The sequence below is a fragment of the Saccharopolyspora soli genome (assembly GCF_022678645.1).
GTDB lineage: Bacteria > Actinomycetota > Actinomycetes > Mycobacteriales > Pseudonocardiaceae > Saccharopolyspora > Saccharopolyspora soli.
Genome location: NZ_JALBWV010000012.1, coordinates 1 through 14,727 on the forward strand (window position 1 = coordinate 1; position 14,727 = coordinate 14,727).

15 protein-coding genes are annotated in these 14,727 nt (G+C 68.9%); 3 read left to right on the plus strand and 12 right to left on the minus strand.

What is annotated here, in order from left to right:
- Nucleotides 1–522: 522 nt before the first annotated feature.
- From tyrS to argC, 10 genes are all read right to left on the minus strand, one after another.
- A complete protein-coding gene (tyrS, locus tag MOQ72_RS11220) occupies nucleotides 523–1,797 on the minus strand; it encodes a tyrosine--tRNA ligase (RefSeq protein ID WP_242182772.1) in 1,275 nt (424 codons plus the stop codon).
- 33 nt (nucleotides 1,798–1,830) lie between these two features.
- Nucleotides 1,831–2,460, minus strand: coding sequence for a DNA-3-methyladenine glycosylase (locus MOQ72_RS11225; protein WP_242182774.1), 630 nt, complete (start codon nucleotides 2,458–2,460; stop codon nucleotides 1,831–1,833).
- 28 nt (nucleotides 2,461–2,488) lie between these two features.
- On the minus strand, nucleotides 2,489–3,910 hold the full coding sequence (argH, locus tag MOQ72_RS11230) for an argininosuccinate lyase (protein WP_308197867.1): 1,422 nt from the start codon (nucleotides 3,908–3,910) through the stop codon (nucleotides 2,489–2,491).
- Nucleotides 3,911–3,972: 62 nt separating this feature from the next.
- Complete coding sequence (locus MOQ72_RS11235; RefSeq protein WP_242182776.1) at nucleotides 3,973–4,515, minus strand: arginine repressor; 543 nt, start codon at nucleotides 4,513–4,515, stop codon at nucleotides 3,973–3,975.
- The gene (gene argF, locus MOQ72_RS11240) at nucleotides 4,512–5,438 is read right to left on the minus strand and encodes an ornithine carbamoyltransferase (RefSeq protein ID WP_242182778.1); all 927 of its coding nucleotides are present in this window, start codon (nucleotides 5,436–5,438) and stop codon (nucleotides 4,512–4,514) included. The genes MOQ72_RS11235 and argF overlap by 4 nt, the downstream gene beginning before the upstream one ends.
- On the minus strand, nucleotides 5,438–6,628 hold the full coding sequence (locus tag MOQ72_RS11245) for an acetylornithine transaminase (protein WP_242182780.1): 1,191 nt from the start codon (nucleotides 6,626–6,628) through the stop codon (nucleotides 5,438–5,440). Before MOQ72_RS11245 ends, argF begins: the two co-directional genes overlap by 1 nt.
- Nucleotides 6,628–7,545, minus strand: a complete 918-nt coding sequence (argB, locus tag MOQ72_RS11250) for an acetylglutamate kinase (protein WP_242182782.1) — start codon at nucleotides 7,543–7,545, stop codon at nucleotides 6,628–6,630. Before argB ends, MOQ72_RS11245 begins: the two co-directional genes overlap by 1 nt.
- The gene (gene argJ / locus MOQ72_RS11255) at nucleotides 7,542–8,702 is read right to left on the minus strand and encodes a bifunctional glutamate N-acetyltransferase/amino-acid acetyltransferase ArgJ (protein WP_242182784.1); all 1,161 of its coding nucleotides are present in this window, start codon (nucleotides 8,700–8,702) and stop codon (nucleotides 7,542–7,544) included. The genes argB and argJ overlap by 4 nt, the downstream gene beginning before the upstream one ends.
- A gap of 136 nt (nucleotides 8,703–8,838) precedes the next feature.
- Nucleotides 8,839–9,237 (minus strand): ACT domain-containing protein, encoded by a 399-nt coding sequence (locus tag MOQ72_RS11260; RefSeq protein WP_242182786.1) that lies wholly within the window; start codon nucleotides 9,235–9,237, stop codon nucleotides 8,839–8,841.
- Nucleotides 9,234–10,262 carry an N-acetyl-gamma-glutamyl-phosphate reductase gene (argC, locus tag MOQ72_RS11265; RefSeq protein ID WP_242182788.1) on the minus strand — a complete coding sequence of 343 codons (1,029 nt, stop codon included), beginning with the start codon at nucleotides 10,260–10,262 and terminating at the stop codon, nucleotides 9,234–9,236. Before argC ends, MOQ72_RS11260 begins: the two co-directional genes overlap by 4 nt.
- Before the next feature lie 370 nt (nucleotides 10,263–10,632).
- Between argC and MOQ72_RS11270 the strand changes: the two genes are divergently transcribed.
- Complete coding sequence (locus MOQ72_RS11270) at nucleotides 10,633–11,238, plus strand: GNAT family N-acetyltransferase (protein WP_277953927.1); 606 nt, start codon at nucleotides 10,633–10,635, stop codon at nucleotides 11,236–11,238.
- A gap of 22 nt (nucleotides 11,239–11,260) precedes the next feature.
- Here MOQ72_RS11270 and MOQ72_RS11275 read toward each other — a convergent pair whose 3' ends face one another.
- On the minus strand, nucleotides 11,261–13,225 hold the full coding sequence (locus tag MOQ72_RS11275) for an ATP-binding protein (protein ID WP_242182790.1): 1,965 nt from the start codon (nucleotides 13,223–13,225) through the stop codon (nucleotides 11,261–11,263).
- A 78-nt stretch (nucleotides 13,226–13,303) separates the two neighbouring features.
- Nucleotides 13,304–13,501, minus strand: coding sequence for a hypothetical protein (locus MOQ72_RS11280; protein ID WP_242182792.1), 198 nt, complete (start codon nucleotides 13,499–13,501; stop codon nucleotides 13,304–13,306).
- Between the two features lie 266 nt (nucleotides 13,502–13,767).
- Between MOQ72_RS11280 and MOQ72_RS11285 the strand changes: the two genes are divergently transcribed.
- Both MOQ72_RS11285 and MOQ72_RS11290 read left to right on the plus strand, forming a co-directional pair.
- Complete coding sequence (locus tag MOQ72_RS11285) at nucleotides 13,768–14,043, plus strand: FmdB family zinc ribbon protein (RefSeq protein WP_242182794.1); 276 nt, start codon at nucleotides 13,768–13,770, stop codon at nucleotides 14,041–14,043.
- Between the two features lie 30 nt (nucleotides 14,044–14,073).
- Nucleotides 14,074–14,712, plus strand: coding sequence for an AmiS/UreI family transporter (locus MOQ72_RS11290; protein ID WP_242182795.1), 639 nt, complete (start codon nucleotides 14,074–14,076; stop codon nucleotides 14,710–14,712).
- The last annotated feature ends 15 nt before the right edge of the window (nucleotides 14,713–14,727 follow it).

Sequence of the window (14,727 nt, forward strand, 5' to 3'; positions counted from 1 at the left end):
AACCGCGCAGTCAGGGGCATAAAAGAACACTAACCAAAACAGTCCACTGTTGAGTTCTCAAAGAACACACCCACACCGAAACCACAACCCAGATCAGGGTCACAGCTCCAGGGAGCATTTCCTCTTTCGCTTTTGCCGTTAGCCAGGCTAGCAGACCCTTTTTTCGGCCTCACCAGGGGGACCCCCACCGATTTGCCGCCGAAAATCAGCTCGCTATTCAGCCCGGCCGCAGCCGAAGCATTATTGCATCAAAGATCTGGAGGAAAACCACACCTCATGCTGGGACAGCAAGCCCCAACTAGAGGATGTTTCAGCTTTCCCGATCGGGGCGCCCACTCTACCACCCAAAGGCAGGAGCTTGGTTCGCGACCCCATGTCAGTGCCCGGTCCGCAATGTCGGCCCGTTCCGCGCTGACTCGAAAGAATTTACGCCTTGATCAACGCCGAGTCAAATCGGCTCCAAACAACCCCGGAAGGAGGCCAACGCGCAGGTCAGCGCCCCTTTCCGGTGCTGAATTCAGGCTAGTGCAGGACCCGAACGCCCGCAGTGTGACGCTTACCACGGCGAATTACCAACCATCGCCCGTGCAGCAAGTCGTCCTTGTTCGGAGACCACTCCTCATCTGCGATTTTCTCGTTGTTGACGTACGCGCCGCCCTCCTTGATGGTGCGTCGCGCCGCCCCCTTCCCGGCCGCCAGGCCGGTCTCCACCAGCAGGTCCACCATGGTCGGCCCGTCGGCGAGCCGGACGTCCGCCGTCGGCACCTCGGCCATCGCGGCGTCCAGGGTCGGCTCGTCGAGCTCGGCGATCTCACCTCGGCCGAACAGCGCCTGGCTGGCCGCGATGACCTTGCGGGTCTGGTCCGCACCGTGCACCAGCGTGGTCAGCTCCTCGGCGAGCTTGCGCTGGCCAGCTCTCAGCTGGGGACGCTCGACCGTGGTCTTTTCGAGTTCCTCGATCTCTTCGCGGTCGAGGAAGGTGAACAGCCGCAGGTACTTCGCCACGTCGGCGTCGGCGGCGTTGACGAAGTACTGGTACCAGGCGTACGGCGAGGTCATCGTCGCGTCCAGCCAGACGTTGCCGCCGCCGGTGGACTTCCCGAACTTGCGCCCATCGGCGTCGGTGACCAGCGGCAGGGTCAGCGCGTGCGCCGTGACCGCTTCCTGCTTCCGGACCAGGTCGACACCGGCGATGATGTTGCCCCACTGGTCGGAGCCGCCGAGTTGCAGCCGGGTGCCGTACTTCCGGTACAGCTGCACGTAGTCGTTGGCCTGCAACAACATGTAGCTGAACTCGGTGTAGGACATGCCGTCGGATTCCAGCCGCCGCTTGACGGTATCGCGGGCCAGCATCGTGTTGATCGAGAAGTGCTTGCCGATGTCCCGCAGGAACGACGTGACCGACAGATCAGCGGTCCAGTGCGCGTTGTTCTCCATGATCGCGCCGGTCGGCGAGTCGTCGAAGTCGACGAACGCCGAGAGCTGGGTGCGGATCTTCTCGGTCCACTCCAGCACCGTGTTCTCGTCGTGCAGGTTGCGCTCGCCGACGTCGCGCGGGTCGCCGATCAGCCCGGTGGCACCACCGGCGAGCGCCACCGGCCGGTGCCCGGCCTGCTGGAAGCGGCGCAGGGTCAGGATCGGGATCAGGTGCCCGGCGTGCAGGCTGGGCGCGGTCGGATCGAAACCGGCATAGAGGGTGAGCGGCCCGTCGTCCAGTTCTCGCCGCAGCGAGTCGAGATCGGTGGACTGCGCGATCAGTCCGCGCCAGGTCAGCTCGTCAAGGATGTGCTCGCTCACGCAGTTCAGTTTCGCGCATCCCCGCAACCGCGTTTACGTCCGGGCCTGGATGCGGCGACGACTGCCACGCCGGTAGGAGCTGACCGCCGTGGACCCGTCCACCCAGGTTCGCCAGGGCAGGTCCATCGCGGCGGCCACGCCGACGCGGGGACCGCTGCGGATGTCGTCCTCGCTGACCGGGGTGCCGTTGTGCAGTCGGATCGAGGACGTCGGACTCGTCAGATCGACCCCGTTGTGGTCCCGCGTGATGCCCAGGACCCCGGCCAGCCGCGCTGGACCGCTGGCCAACTGGGTGTCCTTGCGGACCGCCGGGCGCCGGGTGCGGGCCAGTTCCCAGCCCGCGGTGACCTCACCGGCGCGCAGCAGCACGGCGCCGGGGACGCCGTCGGTCAGGCACACCACGTTGATGCAGAAGTGCATCCCGTAGACGAAGTAGACGTAGAGGTGGCCAGCGGGGCCGAACATCACGGCGTTGCGCTCGGTGCGACCCCGGTAGCAGTGCGACGCGGGGTCGTCCATGCCGCGGTACGCCTCCACCTCGACCAGGCGCACGCGAACCTCGCCCTGCGGGCTGGTCGAGCGCAGCTCGCAGCCGAGCAACCGGCGGGCCACCCACAGCGGATCGAGGGCTAGTTCGTCGCGTGTCACCTGACTCACACCCATGACACTACCGGTTGTGGCCGAACCGTGATCACTTAGACAGCCACTCGCGATGTTCCCGCACCACGGCCGCTACGCGTTCGCGCTGTTCGGCGACCCTGTTGGGGGCAGTGCCACCGTGCGCATCGCGGGAGGCGATGGAGCCTTCGACGTTGAGCACCTCGCGCACCTTCGGGGTCAGCGCGGGATTGGCCGCGGCCAGTTCCTCGTCGGTCAGGGCCTCCAGGCCGACGCCGCGGGCTTCGGCGGTGCGCACGCACTCCCCCGACGCCTCGTGCGCCACCCGGAACGGAACCCCTTGGCGGACCAGCCATTCCGCGATGTCGGTGGCGAGGGTGAACCCGGCGGGCGCGAGTTCGGCCAACCGCCCGGTGTGGAAGGTCAGGGTGGCGAGCATGCCCGCCATCGCGGGCAGCAGCAGTTCCAGCTGCTCGACCGAGTCGAAAACCGGTTCCTTGTCCTCCTGCAGGTCGCGGTTGTAGGCCAGCGGCTGCGCCTTCAGCGTGGCCAGCAGGCCGCTGAGGTTGCCGATGAGCCGTCCGGACTTGCCGCGGGCCAGTTCGGCGACATCCGGATTCTTCTTCTGCGGCATGATCGAGCTGCCGGTTGCCCAGGCGTCGTCGAGGGTCACGTAGCGGAATTCAGCGGTGTTCCAGATGATCACCTCTTCGGCGATCCGGGAGAGGTTGACGCCGAGCATCGCGAGGCAGAACGCCGCTTCCGCGGCGAAGTCGCGCGAAGCGGTGCCGTCGATGGAGTTGTCGACGGCACCGGCGAAGCCGAGTTCGGCGGCGACGGCCTGGGGGTCGAGCCCGAGCGAGGAGCCCGCCAGGGCGCCCGAGCCGTAGGGCGAGTACGCGGTGCGGGCGTCCCAGTCGCGAAAGCGCTGGACGTCGCGCAGCAGCGCCTGGCAGTGCGCGAGGAGGTGGTGCGCCAGCAGCACCGGCTGTGCGTGCTGGAGGTGGGTGCGTCCGGGCAGCACCGCGGCCGGGTGCTTGGTGGCCTGGGAGACGAGGGCATCGACGACGTCCAGGACTCCGGAGACCACCCGGCGGTTGGCGTCCCGCAGCCACATCCGGAACAGCGTGGCGACCTGGTCGTTGCGGGAGCGACCGGCGCGCAGCTTGCCGCCGAGTTCCGGGCCGACTCGTTCCAGCAGTCCCCGTTCGAGCGCGGTGTGCACGTCCTCGTCGTCGAGCACCGGCTGGAAGGTGCCTGCCTCGACGTCCGCGGCCAGGGTGTCCAGGCCCGCGAGCATTCGTTCCAGTTCGTCGGCGGTGAGCAGGCCAGCTCGGTGCAGCACGCGGGCGTGGGCTCGCGAACCGGCGATGTCGTAGGGCGCCAGGCGCCAGTCGAAGTGGGTCGACAGGCTCAGCGCGGCCATCGCCTCGGCCGGGCCGGAGGCGAACCGGCCGCCCCAGAGCTTGGTGGGCTCACTGCCTTGCTGCGTCACGATGTTCCCTCGGTCGTGTCGGTTTTGCGCGGGTTGGCAATTTCTCGCGAAATCGCCAACCTTCACTCGTCGGGGCCAGGCGCCGGTTGTTCCAGTGTGGACGATTCGGCGTCCACTTCGGATTGTCGGCCACCGGCGGCCATGGCGTTGAACCGGTCGGCCAACTCGTGGCCGGTGAGAGGTTCGCGGGCGACGATCATCACCGTGTCGTCCCCGGCGATGGAGCCGACCACCTCCGGCATCGATGCCCGGTCGATGGCGCTGGCCAGGAACTGCGCCGCGCCCGGTGGGGTGCGCAGCACGGTCAGGTTGCCCGCGCCGTCGGCACCGACGAGCAGTTCGCCGAGCAGTCGGCTCAGCCGCGACGTGCCGCCCTGCACGCCGCGGACCGGGCTGCCGTCCTCTGGGATGACGTAGACCGCCGCCCCGCCGTCAGCGCCGCGCAGCTTGACCGCACCGAGCTCGTCGAGATCGCGGGACAGCGTCGCCTGGGTGACGTCGATGCCGTCGTCGGCGAGCAGCTTGGCCAGTTCGGTCTGGCTGCGGATGCCCGTCGAGGCGACCAGTTCGATGATGCGGGCTTGCCGCGCGACCCTGGTCGTCATCGTCGTCGCACCAGCCACGCCAGCAGCGCCTTCTGCGCGTGCAGGCGGTTCTCGGCCTCGTCGAACACGGCGCTGGCCGGGCCGTCGATGACATCGTCGGTGATTTCCATGCCGCGGTGCGCGGGCAGGCAGTGCAGCACGCTGGTGTCGGGCTTGCCGGTGGCGGCCAGCAGTTCGGCGTTGAGCTGGAACGGCCGGAACGGGGTGACCCGGTCCTTGCCGTCGTTCTCCTGCCCCATCGACGTCCAGGCGTCGGTGACCAGCACGTCCGAGCCGTCGACCGCGCCCTTCGGGGTGTTGAACAGCTCGACCGAGCCGCCGGTCTCCACGGCCCGCTTGGTGGCCGCCTCCAGCACCCAGTCCAGTGGCCGGAAGCCTTCCGGCGCACCGATGCGGACGTGCATCCCGGCGGTGGCGCCGCCGACCATCAGCGAGTGCGCCATGTTGTTGGCGCCGTCGCCGAGGTAGGTCATGGTCAGCCCGGCGAGCTGGCCGTGCCGTTCCCGGATGGTCTGCAGGTCGGCGAGCACCTGGCAGGGGTGGAACTCGTCGGTGAGCGCGTTGATCACCGGCACGGCCGATACCGAGGCCAACGCGTCGATGCGGGCCTGCGCGAAGGTCCGCCACACCACGGCGTCGACGTAGCGGGACAGCACCCGCGAGGTGTCCTCTATCGTTTCCTCGCGGCCGAGCTGCATCATCCGGCCGTCCACCACGATCGGCTGGCCGCCGAGCTGGGCGATGCCGACCTCGAAGGACAGCCGGGTGCGGGTGGAGTTCTTCTCGAAGATCACCGCGATCGACTTGGGCCCGGCCAACTCGTCGAAACCGAGCGGATCCGCCTTGAACTGGTCGGCGAGGTCCAGGACCTCGGTCTGTTCGTCGGGACTGAGATCGTCGTCGCGGAGGAAGTGCCGGGTCATCAGTGGGTCTCCTTGGCAGCATCGAGCAGGGCGGGCAGCGCGGCGACGAGTCGCTGCACCTGCTCGGGACGGACGATCAGCGGTGGGCAGAGCCGGATGGCGTCCGGTTGGATCGGGTTGACCAGGAATCCGGCGTCCTGAGCTGCGGCGGCGACTTTGGCCGACACCGGCGCGGTCAGGCCGATGGCGATGAGCAGGCCAGCGCCGCGCACCTCGCCGATCAGCGGGTGGTCGAGCTGCTGCACACCGGTGACCAGGTCTTTGCCCACCTGCTCGACGTGTTCGAGCAGGCCGTCCGCGGCAATGGTGTCCAGCACCGCGAGCGCTGCCGCGCAGACCACCGGATTGCCGCCGAAGGTGGTGCCGTGCTGACCGGGGTGCAGCAGGTCGCCAGCGGCGCCGATGCCGATGCAGGCGCCGATCGGCAGACCGCCGCCGAGGCCCTTGGCCAGCGTGATCACGTCCGGCACGATGCCCGCGCGCTGGAAGGCGAACCACGATCCGGTGCGGCCGATGCCGGTCTGCACCTCGTCCAGCACGAGCAGCGCGCCGTTGCGGGTGGCGATCTCGCGCGCAGCCTGCAGATAGCCCTCGGGCGGCACGATCACGCCGTTCTCGCCCTGGATCGCCTCCAGGAACACCGCCGCGGTGTTGTCGTCCACTTCGGACTCCAGCGCGGCCACGTCGCCGTAGGGCACGTGCACCACGCCGGGCGGCATCGGCTCGAACGGCTGCTGCTTGGCGGGCTGGCCGGTGAGTGCGAGAGCACCCATGGTGCGGCCGTGGAAGCCGCCGTGGGTGGCGACGAGTTTGGCCCGGCCGGTCAGGCGCGCGATCTTGAACGCGGCTTCGTTGGCTTCGGCGCCGGAGTTGCAGAACAGCACCCGGCCCTGCCCGGTCGCCTCGGCCAGGTCGAGCAACCGCTCGGCGAGCGTCAGGCCGAGTTCGTGCACGTAGAGGTTGGAGACGTGGCCGAGCTTGGCGACCTGCTCGGAGACGGCCCGCACCACGGCGGGGTGCGCGTGGCCGAGCGCGTTCACCGCGATGCCGCTGACGAAGTCCAGGTAGGTCTTGCCGTCCGCGTCGGTCAGCTCGCAGCCCGAACCACTGGTGAAGGTCAGCTTCGGGGTGCCGTAGTTGTCCATCATGGACGCACCCCAGCGCTGCGCGCCCGTGGTGTTGCTGGTCATCAGTTCTCGCCCTCCTCTGTTCGCACCGGCAGCACCATCGTGCCGACTCCGGCGCTGGTGAACACCTCCAGCAGCACCGAGTGCGCCAGGCGGCCGTCGATCACGTGCGCCCGCGGCACCCCGCCGCGCACCGCGCGCAAGCATGCCTCCATCTTCGGAACCATCCCGGACGCCAGGTTGGGCAGCAGTTCAGCCAGCTGGTCGACATCCAGGCGGGACACCAGCGAGGAGCGGTCCGGCCAGTTCGTGTACAGCCCCTCGACGTCGGTGAGCACCACGAGCTTCTCGGCGCCGAGCGCGACGGCCAGCGCCCCGGCGGCGGTGTCGGCGTTGACGTTGTGCACGACCCCGTCGACGTCGGGCGCCACGGTCGAGACGACCGGGATGCGCCCGGCCTTGATCAGGTCCAGCACCGCGTCGGCGTTGACCGACACGACGTCGCCGACGAGCCCGACGTCCACGGCTTCACCGTTGACCGTGGCGGTGCGCCGCTCGGCGGTGAACAGCCGGGCGTCCTCGCCGGACATGCCGACCGCGTACGGGCCGTGCTGGTTGATCAGTCCGACAAGTTCGCGCCCCACCTGCCCGACCAGCACCATGCGCACCACGTCCATGGTCTCCGGTGAGGTCACCCGAAGGCCGCCGCGGAACTCCCCTTCCAGGCCGAGCCGGTCGAGCATGGCGGTGATCTGCGGGCCGCCGCCGTGCACCACGACCGGATGCAGTCCGGCCAGCCGCAGGAACACCATGTCGTGCGCGAAAGCCCGCTTGAGCTCGTCGTCGACCATCGCGTTGCCGCCGTACTTCACGACGACGGTCGCGCCGTGGAAGCGCTGCAACCACGGAAGTGCCTCGACGAGGACGCTGGCCTTCTCGGCCGCGGTCGCCAGCCGGTCGCTGGTTTCTTGCTGGGTCATGACGAGTACGCGCTGTTCTCTTCGACGTAGCCGTGGGACAGGTCGGTGGTCAGGATGGTCGCCGCCTGCTCGCCGAGGTGCAGGTCCACGACGATCTCGATCTCGCGGCCGGACAGGTCGGCCTCGCTGCGGTCGCGGGCCTTGGTGCCACCGGAGAACAGCGTGACGCCGTTGGTGGCGATCTCCAGCTTGGCCACGTCGATCTCGGCATCGACCCGGCCCAGTGCCATCGCGATCCGGCCCCAGTTCGGATCGGAGCCGAACATCGCGGTCTTGACCAGGTTGTCCTCGGCGATGGTGCGGCCGATCGCGACCGCGTCGGCCTCGCTTACCGCGCCGCGCACGGTGATGTCGATGGTCTTGGTCACGCCTTCGGCGTCGCCCTGCAAGTGCCGGACGAGATCCGCGCAGACCTCGGTGAGCAGTTCGACGAAGTCCTCTTCGGACGGTTCGACGCCCGAGGCACCGGAAGCCAGCACCAGCACGGTGTCGTTGGTGGAGGTGCCGCCGTCGACGTCCAGCCGGTCGAAGGTGACGCGGGTGGCGGCGCGCAGCGCGGCGTCGAGGGAGTCACCGCTGATCACGGCGTCGGTGGTGAGCACGCTGAGCATGGTGGCCATGTTCGGTGCGAGCATCCCCGCACCCTTGGCGAAGCCGCCGACGGACCAGCCCGCCGGGTGCCTGCCGAAGGCCTGCTTGGGTTTGGTGTCGGTGGTGAGCACCGCGCTGGCGGCATCGAGACCGGCCTGGTCCGTCGCTTCCAACGCCTTGGCCGCGGTGTCCACACCGGACAGCAACGCGTCCATCGGCAGCCGATCGCCGATCAGGCCGGTGGAGCAGACCGCCACCTCGATGGCGCCGACACCGAGCACGTCGGCGACCTGCTCGGCGGTGGCGTGGGTGTCCTGGAAACCTTCCGGGCCGGTGCAGGCGTTGGCGCAGCCGGAGTTGAGCACCACCGCGTGCAGCTTGCGCTCCTGCAGCACCTGCTGCGACCACAGCACCGGCGCGGCCTTGACCTTGTTGGTGGTGAACACCCCGGCCGCGGCCTGCTGCGGTCCGTCGTTGACGACGAGCGCGAGATCGCGCGCGCCACCGGCCTTGATCCCGGCGGCGATCCCCGCCGCCCGGAAGCCAGCAGGTCCGGTAACGCTCATTGCGTCCCACCTCTCCGCGATTCACAGTGGTAGTGGCGTCCACCACGAATCTCACGTTTCGAAGTTTTTTGTGGCTGGCTTGCGTCACGGTCCCCTGGGGTGCGGTTGAGGAGGACCGAGGTTGACACATCGCTACTCATGACGCCTCCTCCACGGTGTGTCCTGCGGCGTTCAGCGCGCCGGCTGCTTTCCCGGCCGCGTCGGCCGGGACCAGGATCCAGTCGGTGTCGAACGTGGACAGGGTGAAGACGCTGATCCCGGCGTCGGCCAGCGGCACCAGCAGCGCGGCCAGAACGCCGGTCAGCGCGAAGTCCAGCGGGCCGTCGACCTCCAGCGCCTGGAACGGGCCCTCCACCCGGACCTCGGGTCCGGCTTCGGCGGCCAGGCAGTGCGGGAAGACGATGGTGCGGCCCGCCTCGGTGGTGAGGCTGCCGTGGATCGGCGCGTTGCCGCCGGTCAGCGCGAGGTTGGCGTGCGCGGGAACCAGGCCGACCGCCAACGGCTCGTCGTGCAGGCGCAGCTTGAGCCTGGTCACGGGGCCACTCCGACGGTCGGCAGCCCGGTGGTCTCCGGCAGCCCGACCGCGAGGTTCATGCACTGCACGGCGCCACCTGCGGTGCCCTTGGTGAGGTTGTCCTCCGCGCCGACGACGATCAGCCGCCCCGCGTCCGGATCGACCGCCAGCTGCAGGTGGACGGTGTTCGCGCCGAGCGTGGCGGAAGTCTGCGGCCACTGCCCCTCGGGCAGCACGTGCACGAACGGTTCGTCGCCGTAGGCGTCGAGGTAGACCTTGCGCGCGGCGTCGGCGTCCGCGCCGGGGCGCAGCGGCGCCGAGCAGGTCGCCAGGATGCCGCGCGACATCGGCGCGAGCACCGGGGTGAACGACACCGTCACCGGTTCCCCCGCCACAGCGGTGAGGTTCTGCACCAGCTCCGGCGTGTGCCGGTGCGCGCCGCCCACGCCGTAGACGCTGGCGGAGCCCATCACCTCGGCCGAGAGCAAGTGCGGCTTGAGCGCGCGACCGGCACCGGAGGTGCCGGTGACCGCGACGACGACCGCATCCGGAGCGACCAGCCCGGCGGCCAGCGCGGGGACGAGCGCCAGCGAGGACACCGTGGGGAAGCAGCCGGGGACGGCGACGCGCTTGGCGCGGCGTAGCCGCTGCCGGGCGCCGGGGAGCTCGGGGATGCCGTACGGCCAGGTGCCGGAGTGCTCGCCGCCGTACCAGCGGGCCCAGTCGGCTGGGTCGTTGAGCCGGTGGTCAGCACCGCAGTCGATGACGACGGTGTCCTCGCCGAGCTCGGCTGCGATGGCCGCGGAGTGGCCGTGCGGGAGCGCGAGGAAGACGACGTCGTGCCCGGCGAGCTCGGCGGCCGTGGTTTCGGTGAGCACGCGGTCGGCCAGCGGGAGCAGGTTCGGGTGGTGTTGCCCGAGCGCGCTCCCCGCGCTGCCGCCCGCGGTCAACGCACCGATCTCCACTTCCGGGTGCGACAGCAGCAGGCGGAGCAGCTCTCCACCCGCGTAACCACTCGCACCGGCCACCGCCACTCGAACCGTCATGCGGATAATTATGCACGTTGATGCAATATCAATCAAACCGGTTTTCGAAGAGCGGCGGAGCATCGAGACGAACGGGACGATCCCCCAAATCCTTCCACGCCACGCCAGCAGCCAGACCAGGCGGAGAACACGGATGCGGAGCACCTGTGGCCCGGTGTTTGGTCGCAGGCGCTCTTGATCCCGAACGGACGATTTTCCGGGGTTGATTCGGTTCAGTCAGCTGCTTCAGCGGTTCGAAAACCTCGAACCGCTGAAGCAGCGTCACCAAAAAACGCTATGTCTCACCAGGGCGAAACCCGGTGGCAATGCCGTCGCAACACCTCGACCCCGCTGCGAGATCGACTGGCCCCGCCCGGCATCATCGGGGCTGATGACGATGATCCCGCCGCGCCCAGGATCGGTGGCCCGCCGCGCCTTGACGTCGATCACGACGCCGGCCTGGGTGGGGCGGCGGGTGCGATTGCGCGAGATCGAGCCCGCGGACCGGCGCACGCTGATCCGGTTCGACCGGGATTCCGCGCACGGCCGCTACCAGCAGGTCGACGGGTATCGGCATTGGGCGGCGCACCGGGCGAACCACCCCGGCTCCGGCGACGACTTCCAGCTCGCGATCGAGACCCGGGACGACCGGACACTGGTCGGCTCGATGTGCACCACCCAGGCCGAACCGGGATCCGGCCGGTTCTCCTACGGCATCGGGATCGGCCCGCAGCACCGCCGCCTCGGCTACGCCGACGACGCCATCAGCATCCTGCTCGCGTACATGTTCGGCCAACGCCGCTACGGCAAGTGCGAGATCGGTATCTACGGCTGCAACTACGCTTCCCTTTCGCTGCACGGCAAACTCGGCTTCCGTGAGGAAGGTCGGCTGCGCGACCAAGAGTTCCTCTGCGGCGGAGCCCAGTACCTGGTCCTGATGGGCATCACCGCCCACGAATTCGCCACCCGGACCTCGATCGACGTCACCACCCGCTGAAGCACGCCATCGGGTCACCGACTCACAGCCCGATGACCGGTGGGGCTGCTTTCGGCATGTCGTCGAACCAGTCGTCATCGTCGTCCGCGAGCCAGGACGGGCGCTGATGCTCCTCGTCATCGCCGCGTTGCGAACTCGCACCGAGCGCTCCGCCACGGCCAGCGGCTCCGCCCGCGCTCGCGGCACCGCCTGTGCCGGGTGCACTCCATCCCGCGCCGCCCAGTCCACTGGCAAGTCCTCCAGCGCCACCACCGATCCCCGGTCCGAAAGCTCCAGCCCCGCTGTCGAAACCGGCTCCGGGAACTCCGGCTGCCCCACCTGCTCCGGCGACCGCCGGTCGCGCCGTTGGATCGGCATCGCTTCGGCTCCAGGGCACCGCCGGGGTTCGCGCCACGCTTCGTTGGGTCGAATCGGCGCGGTCGATGATCTTCCGGCGGAGCTCGATCGGGTCGGGTTCGCCGTCGCCGCGAAGCGCACGGACGCATTCCGCGATCGCCGGGTCATCCGCATCGCGCCCGGCCTCGGCGAGCATGTCCAGCCAGTGGCGAGCCGCGACGGCACCGGCCAGGCACACATCGGCTCCGGCCCGCAGCCCCGAACTCAACGACCGCCGCGAGTCAGCGCACAGCAGGTGGTAGGTCTCCTCGAAGAGCAGGCGCCGCCACTCCGCGTCCGCCCAGCAATGGCGTTCGGACAGGCCGAGGCCGAGTCGGCGGTTGCGGTAGTGCGCGAACAGCGCCCGGTGCAGCTCGGCGAACCGGCTCGGCGACCGACCGCGCCCGTGCCGCACCATCGGCCCGCGGACCACCTGCTGGAAGTGCAGGCGGCCGTGGCTTTCCACGACGAACGGGAATTCGCGCAACCACTGGAACAACCCGGCGGCCCGCCGCGGCCCGGCGAGCACCGCGAGCACGTCCTCGTCGAGCACTCGGGGCAACGCCGCCAGCAGCACGTCCGACCGCCGGGCGGCGTCCGGTTCCCACTTCAGGAACCGCTCCACCGCCATGCCGCTGAGGTCTTGGACCGCACCGCCGGTGTGGGGTCCGTCGGCGAGCGTGGCGACCAACAGCGGTAACCTGCCCGACAGTTCCAGGATCACCTCGATGGTCGGCTGGTCGCTGACCCCCTTGCGTCGCAACAGGGTCCGCGCTTCATCGTCGGTGAACGGATCCAGCCGCCAATCCACCGTGATCGCGGCGTACTCGCCCCACTTGTTCACGTCCAGCGGGTATTGCCCGGCGATGGCGAGCACCAACGTGGTGGGCAGCTCGCCGAAATGCCCTTCCAGCAGGCGGAGCAGCCAAGGCTCGACGATCTCGGTGGTGCGCTCGAAGTTGTCGAACATCAGCACCAGCTGCCGGTGTTGCGCGAGTCGGCGCAGATCATCGACGAGCAGCGGAGCGAGGTCGTCGACGGGCGACAGCAGCAGTTGGACGTCGGCGTGGTTGCGGAACTTGGCGGCGAAGAAAGCGCTGGCCTGGTCCAGCCAGGTGTTGGCCTCTTCAGGGGTTACCGCATCGGCGAGCACGCCGAGACAGGGCAGCGCGCGCACGGCGCTGAACGCGACGCGAACCGCGCTGGTGGTGAGCAGCTCCCGAGCTGCCGATGGCGCTTGCGGATCGGCCAGCACCTCGTCCCGCCGACGCTGGTAGTCGGCGAAGCGCTGGCTGAAGCCGCGGGTCTCGCCGCCCTGCCCAGCGATCTGCCGGGAAACCGCGGCCATCAGGGCGACGAGGTCAGTTTCGTTCTCGTCGGTCCTGGCCGTGAGTGCACCGATTTCCAGCGCGATGCCGTGCAGCTGCCGAAGCAGGTGGGTCTTGCCGATACCGGCCTGGCCGTGCAGGGCGAAGACGAACTTGCGGGTGTCGGGCGGGCATCGCAGGTTGGCGCGGAAATCGTCGCGCTGCTGTTGACGGCCGACGAAGTCATCGCTCTGCCGCGCCCGGATGATCTCCTGCATGCTCCGGGCACCGCCGACGTCCGACACCCACCTATCGTGCCAGTCCGATCATCGAACGGGGACGGTTTCGCCGGAATGCCCAGTGGCCCCTGCTGGGAGAGGTGATCACAGGCCCTTTGTCGTGCCGGTTCCGCTGTTGAAGCTGCCCGCGGGCACCGCCGGGCGCGCGGTGACCATGACTTGGCCGCCGCAGTTCCAGCACTCGGGCTCGTTCTCGGGTGCGGTTCGTCCGGCGACGTCGCAGGACGGACACATCCATGCGGTCAGGATGACGTGGCCGACGGAATCGTGTCGCGGACGCACGGGAAGCCACCCATTCTGATCATGTCGGCGCGGCATCGCTCGCATGTCGTGACCGCATCCGACCAGTGTTCACACTTCTGGGTGGGAATTATCAGTTAGACCTGCACTTGGGGTCAACAACGGCTCCGGGCAGCCGGGAACCGCGGGGGCATTCCTCCCCTTGACAGCGCAGAGCCGCCCGGAGTCTCCTCAAGTTGGGCGCCGGCCTGCGTTGTCGCCCGTCGGCGGTCCGAAGGCGAGATCGAGCTAGGTCTCCGGGAAAGGCCATGGCGACTTACGAGTACGACTGCTCCCGGTGCGGTCGCTTCGAGACGCACCAGCCGATGGGAACGGCGTCGGACTCACATCACTGTCCCGAATGCGGGCGGCCCGCCCGCAGGGTCTTCTCCGCACCGCACCTGACCACCGCGCCCGAGCAGCTCCGTGCCGCGCTCGACCGCGAGCAGCGTTGCCGCGAAGAACCGGAGGTCGTCGCGGAGGTGCCGAGAAAGCAGCCGGTGCCCCAGCCGCACCGAGCACTGTCCCGGCTGCCACGCCCCTGACGGACGCAGACACCACCGGAGGTGTCATCGGTGGCATACGTGGGATTGCTGTACGTCGGCGCCGTGCTGTTCCTCAACGGCGTGATGCTGTTGGGCAAGGCTGATCCGAAGGCGATCGCCGTGTTCAACGTCTTCGTCGGTGGTCTCCAGGTGATCACGCCGACGATCCTGATCGTGGCGAACCTCACGGATCCCGCCACGATCCTCAACGCATCAGGCATCTACCTGTTCGGCTTCACCTACCTCTACGTCGGAATCGGTCTGCTCGGCGACTTCGACAGCAGCGGCGTCGGTTGGTTCTCGTTGTTCGTCGCCATCATGGCGCTCGGCTATTCCTTCGCGAACTTCCGGCTGCTGGGCGACAGCCCGTTCGGGGTGATCTGGCTCTACTGGTCGTTCCTGTGGTTGTTGTTCTTCCTGCTGCTGGGCCTCAAGATCGAAAGCCTCACCCGCTACACCGGCTGGGTGGCCGCGATCGAGGGCTGGGTCACCGGCGCGATTCCGTCCTTCTTGGTCATGACCGGCTACTGGCAGAACCCGAACACCATCGCGCTGGCGCTGCTCGTCTTCGGCGTCGTCGTGTTCGTCGCACTGTGGTTGATCACCACCGGCGTGTGGTCGCTTCGGGGCTTCCGGTGGGGCCAACGGGCCATGCCCACACCCCACTGACCTGCGCATCCGCGA

Coding starts and splice junctions, on each gene's coding strand:
- MOQ72_RS11225 (WP_242182774.1), bottom strand. CDS start 2,460: ATGGGTGTGAGTCAGGTGACACGCGACGAACTAGCCCTCGATCCGCTG.
- MOQ72_RS11235 (WP_242182776.1), bottom strand. CDS start 4,515: ATGACGACCAGGGTCGCGCGGCAAGCCCGCATCATCGAACTGGTCGCC.
- argF (WP_242182778.1), bottom strand. CDS start 5,438: ATGACCCGGCACTTCCTCCGCGACGACGATCTCAGTCCCGACGAACAG.
- MOQ72_RS11245 (WP_242182780.1), bottom strand. CDS start 6,628: ATGACCAGCAACACCACGGGCGCGCAGCGCTGGGGTGCGTCCATGATG.
- argB (WP_242182782.1), bottom strand. CDS start 7,545: ATGACCCAGCAAGAAACCAGCGACCGGCTGGCGACCGCGGCCGAGAAG.
- argJ (WP_242182784.1), bottom strand. CDS start 8,702: ATGAGCGTTACCGGACCTGCTGGCTTCCGGGCGGCGGGGATCGCCGCC.
- argC (WP_242182788.1), bottom strand. CDS start 10,262: ATGACGGTTCGAGTGGCGGTGGCCGGTGCGAGTGGTTACGCGGGTGGA.
- MOQ72_RS11270 (WP_277953927.1), top strand. CDS start 10,633: ATGACGATGATCCCGCCGCGCCCAGGATCGGTGGCCCGCCGCGCCTTG.
- MOQ72_RS11285 (WP_242182794.1), top strand. CDS start 13,768: ATGGCGACTTACGAGTACGACTGCTCCCGGTGCGGTCGCTTCGAGACG.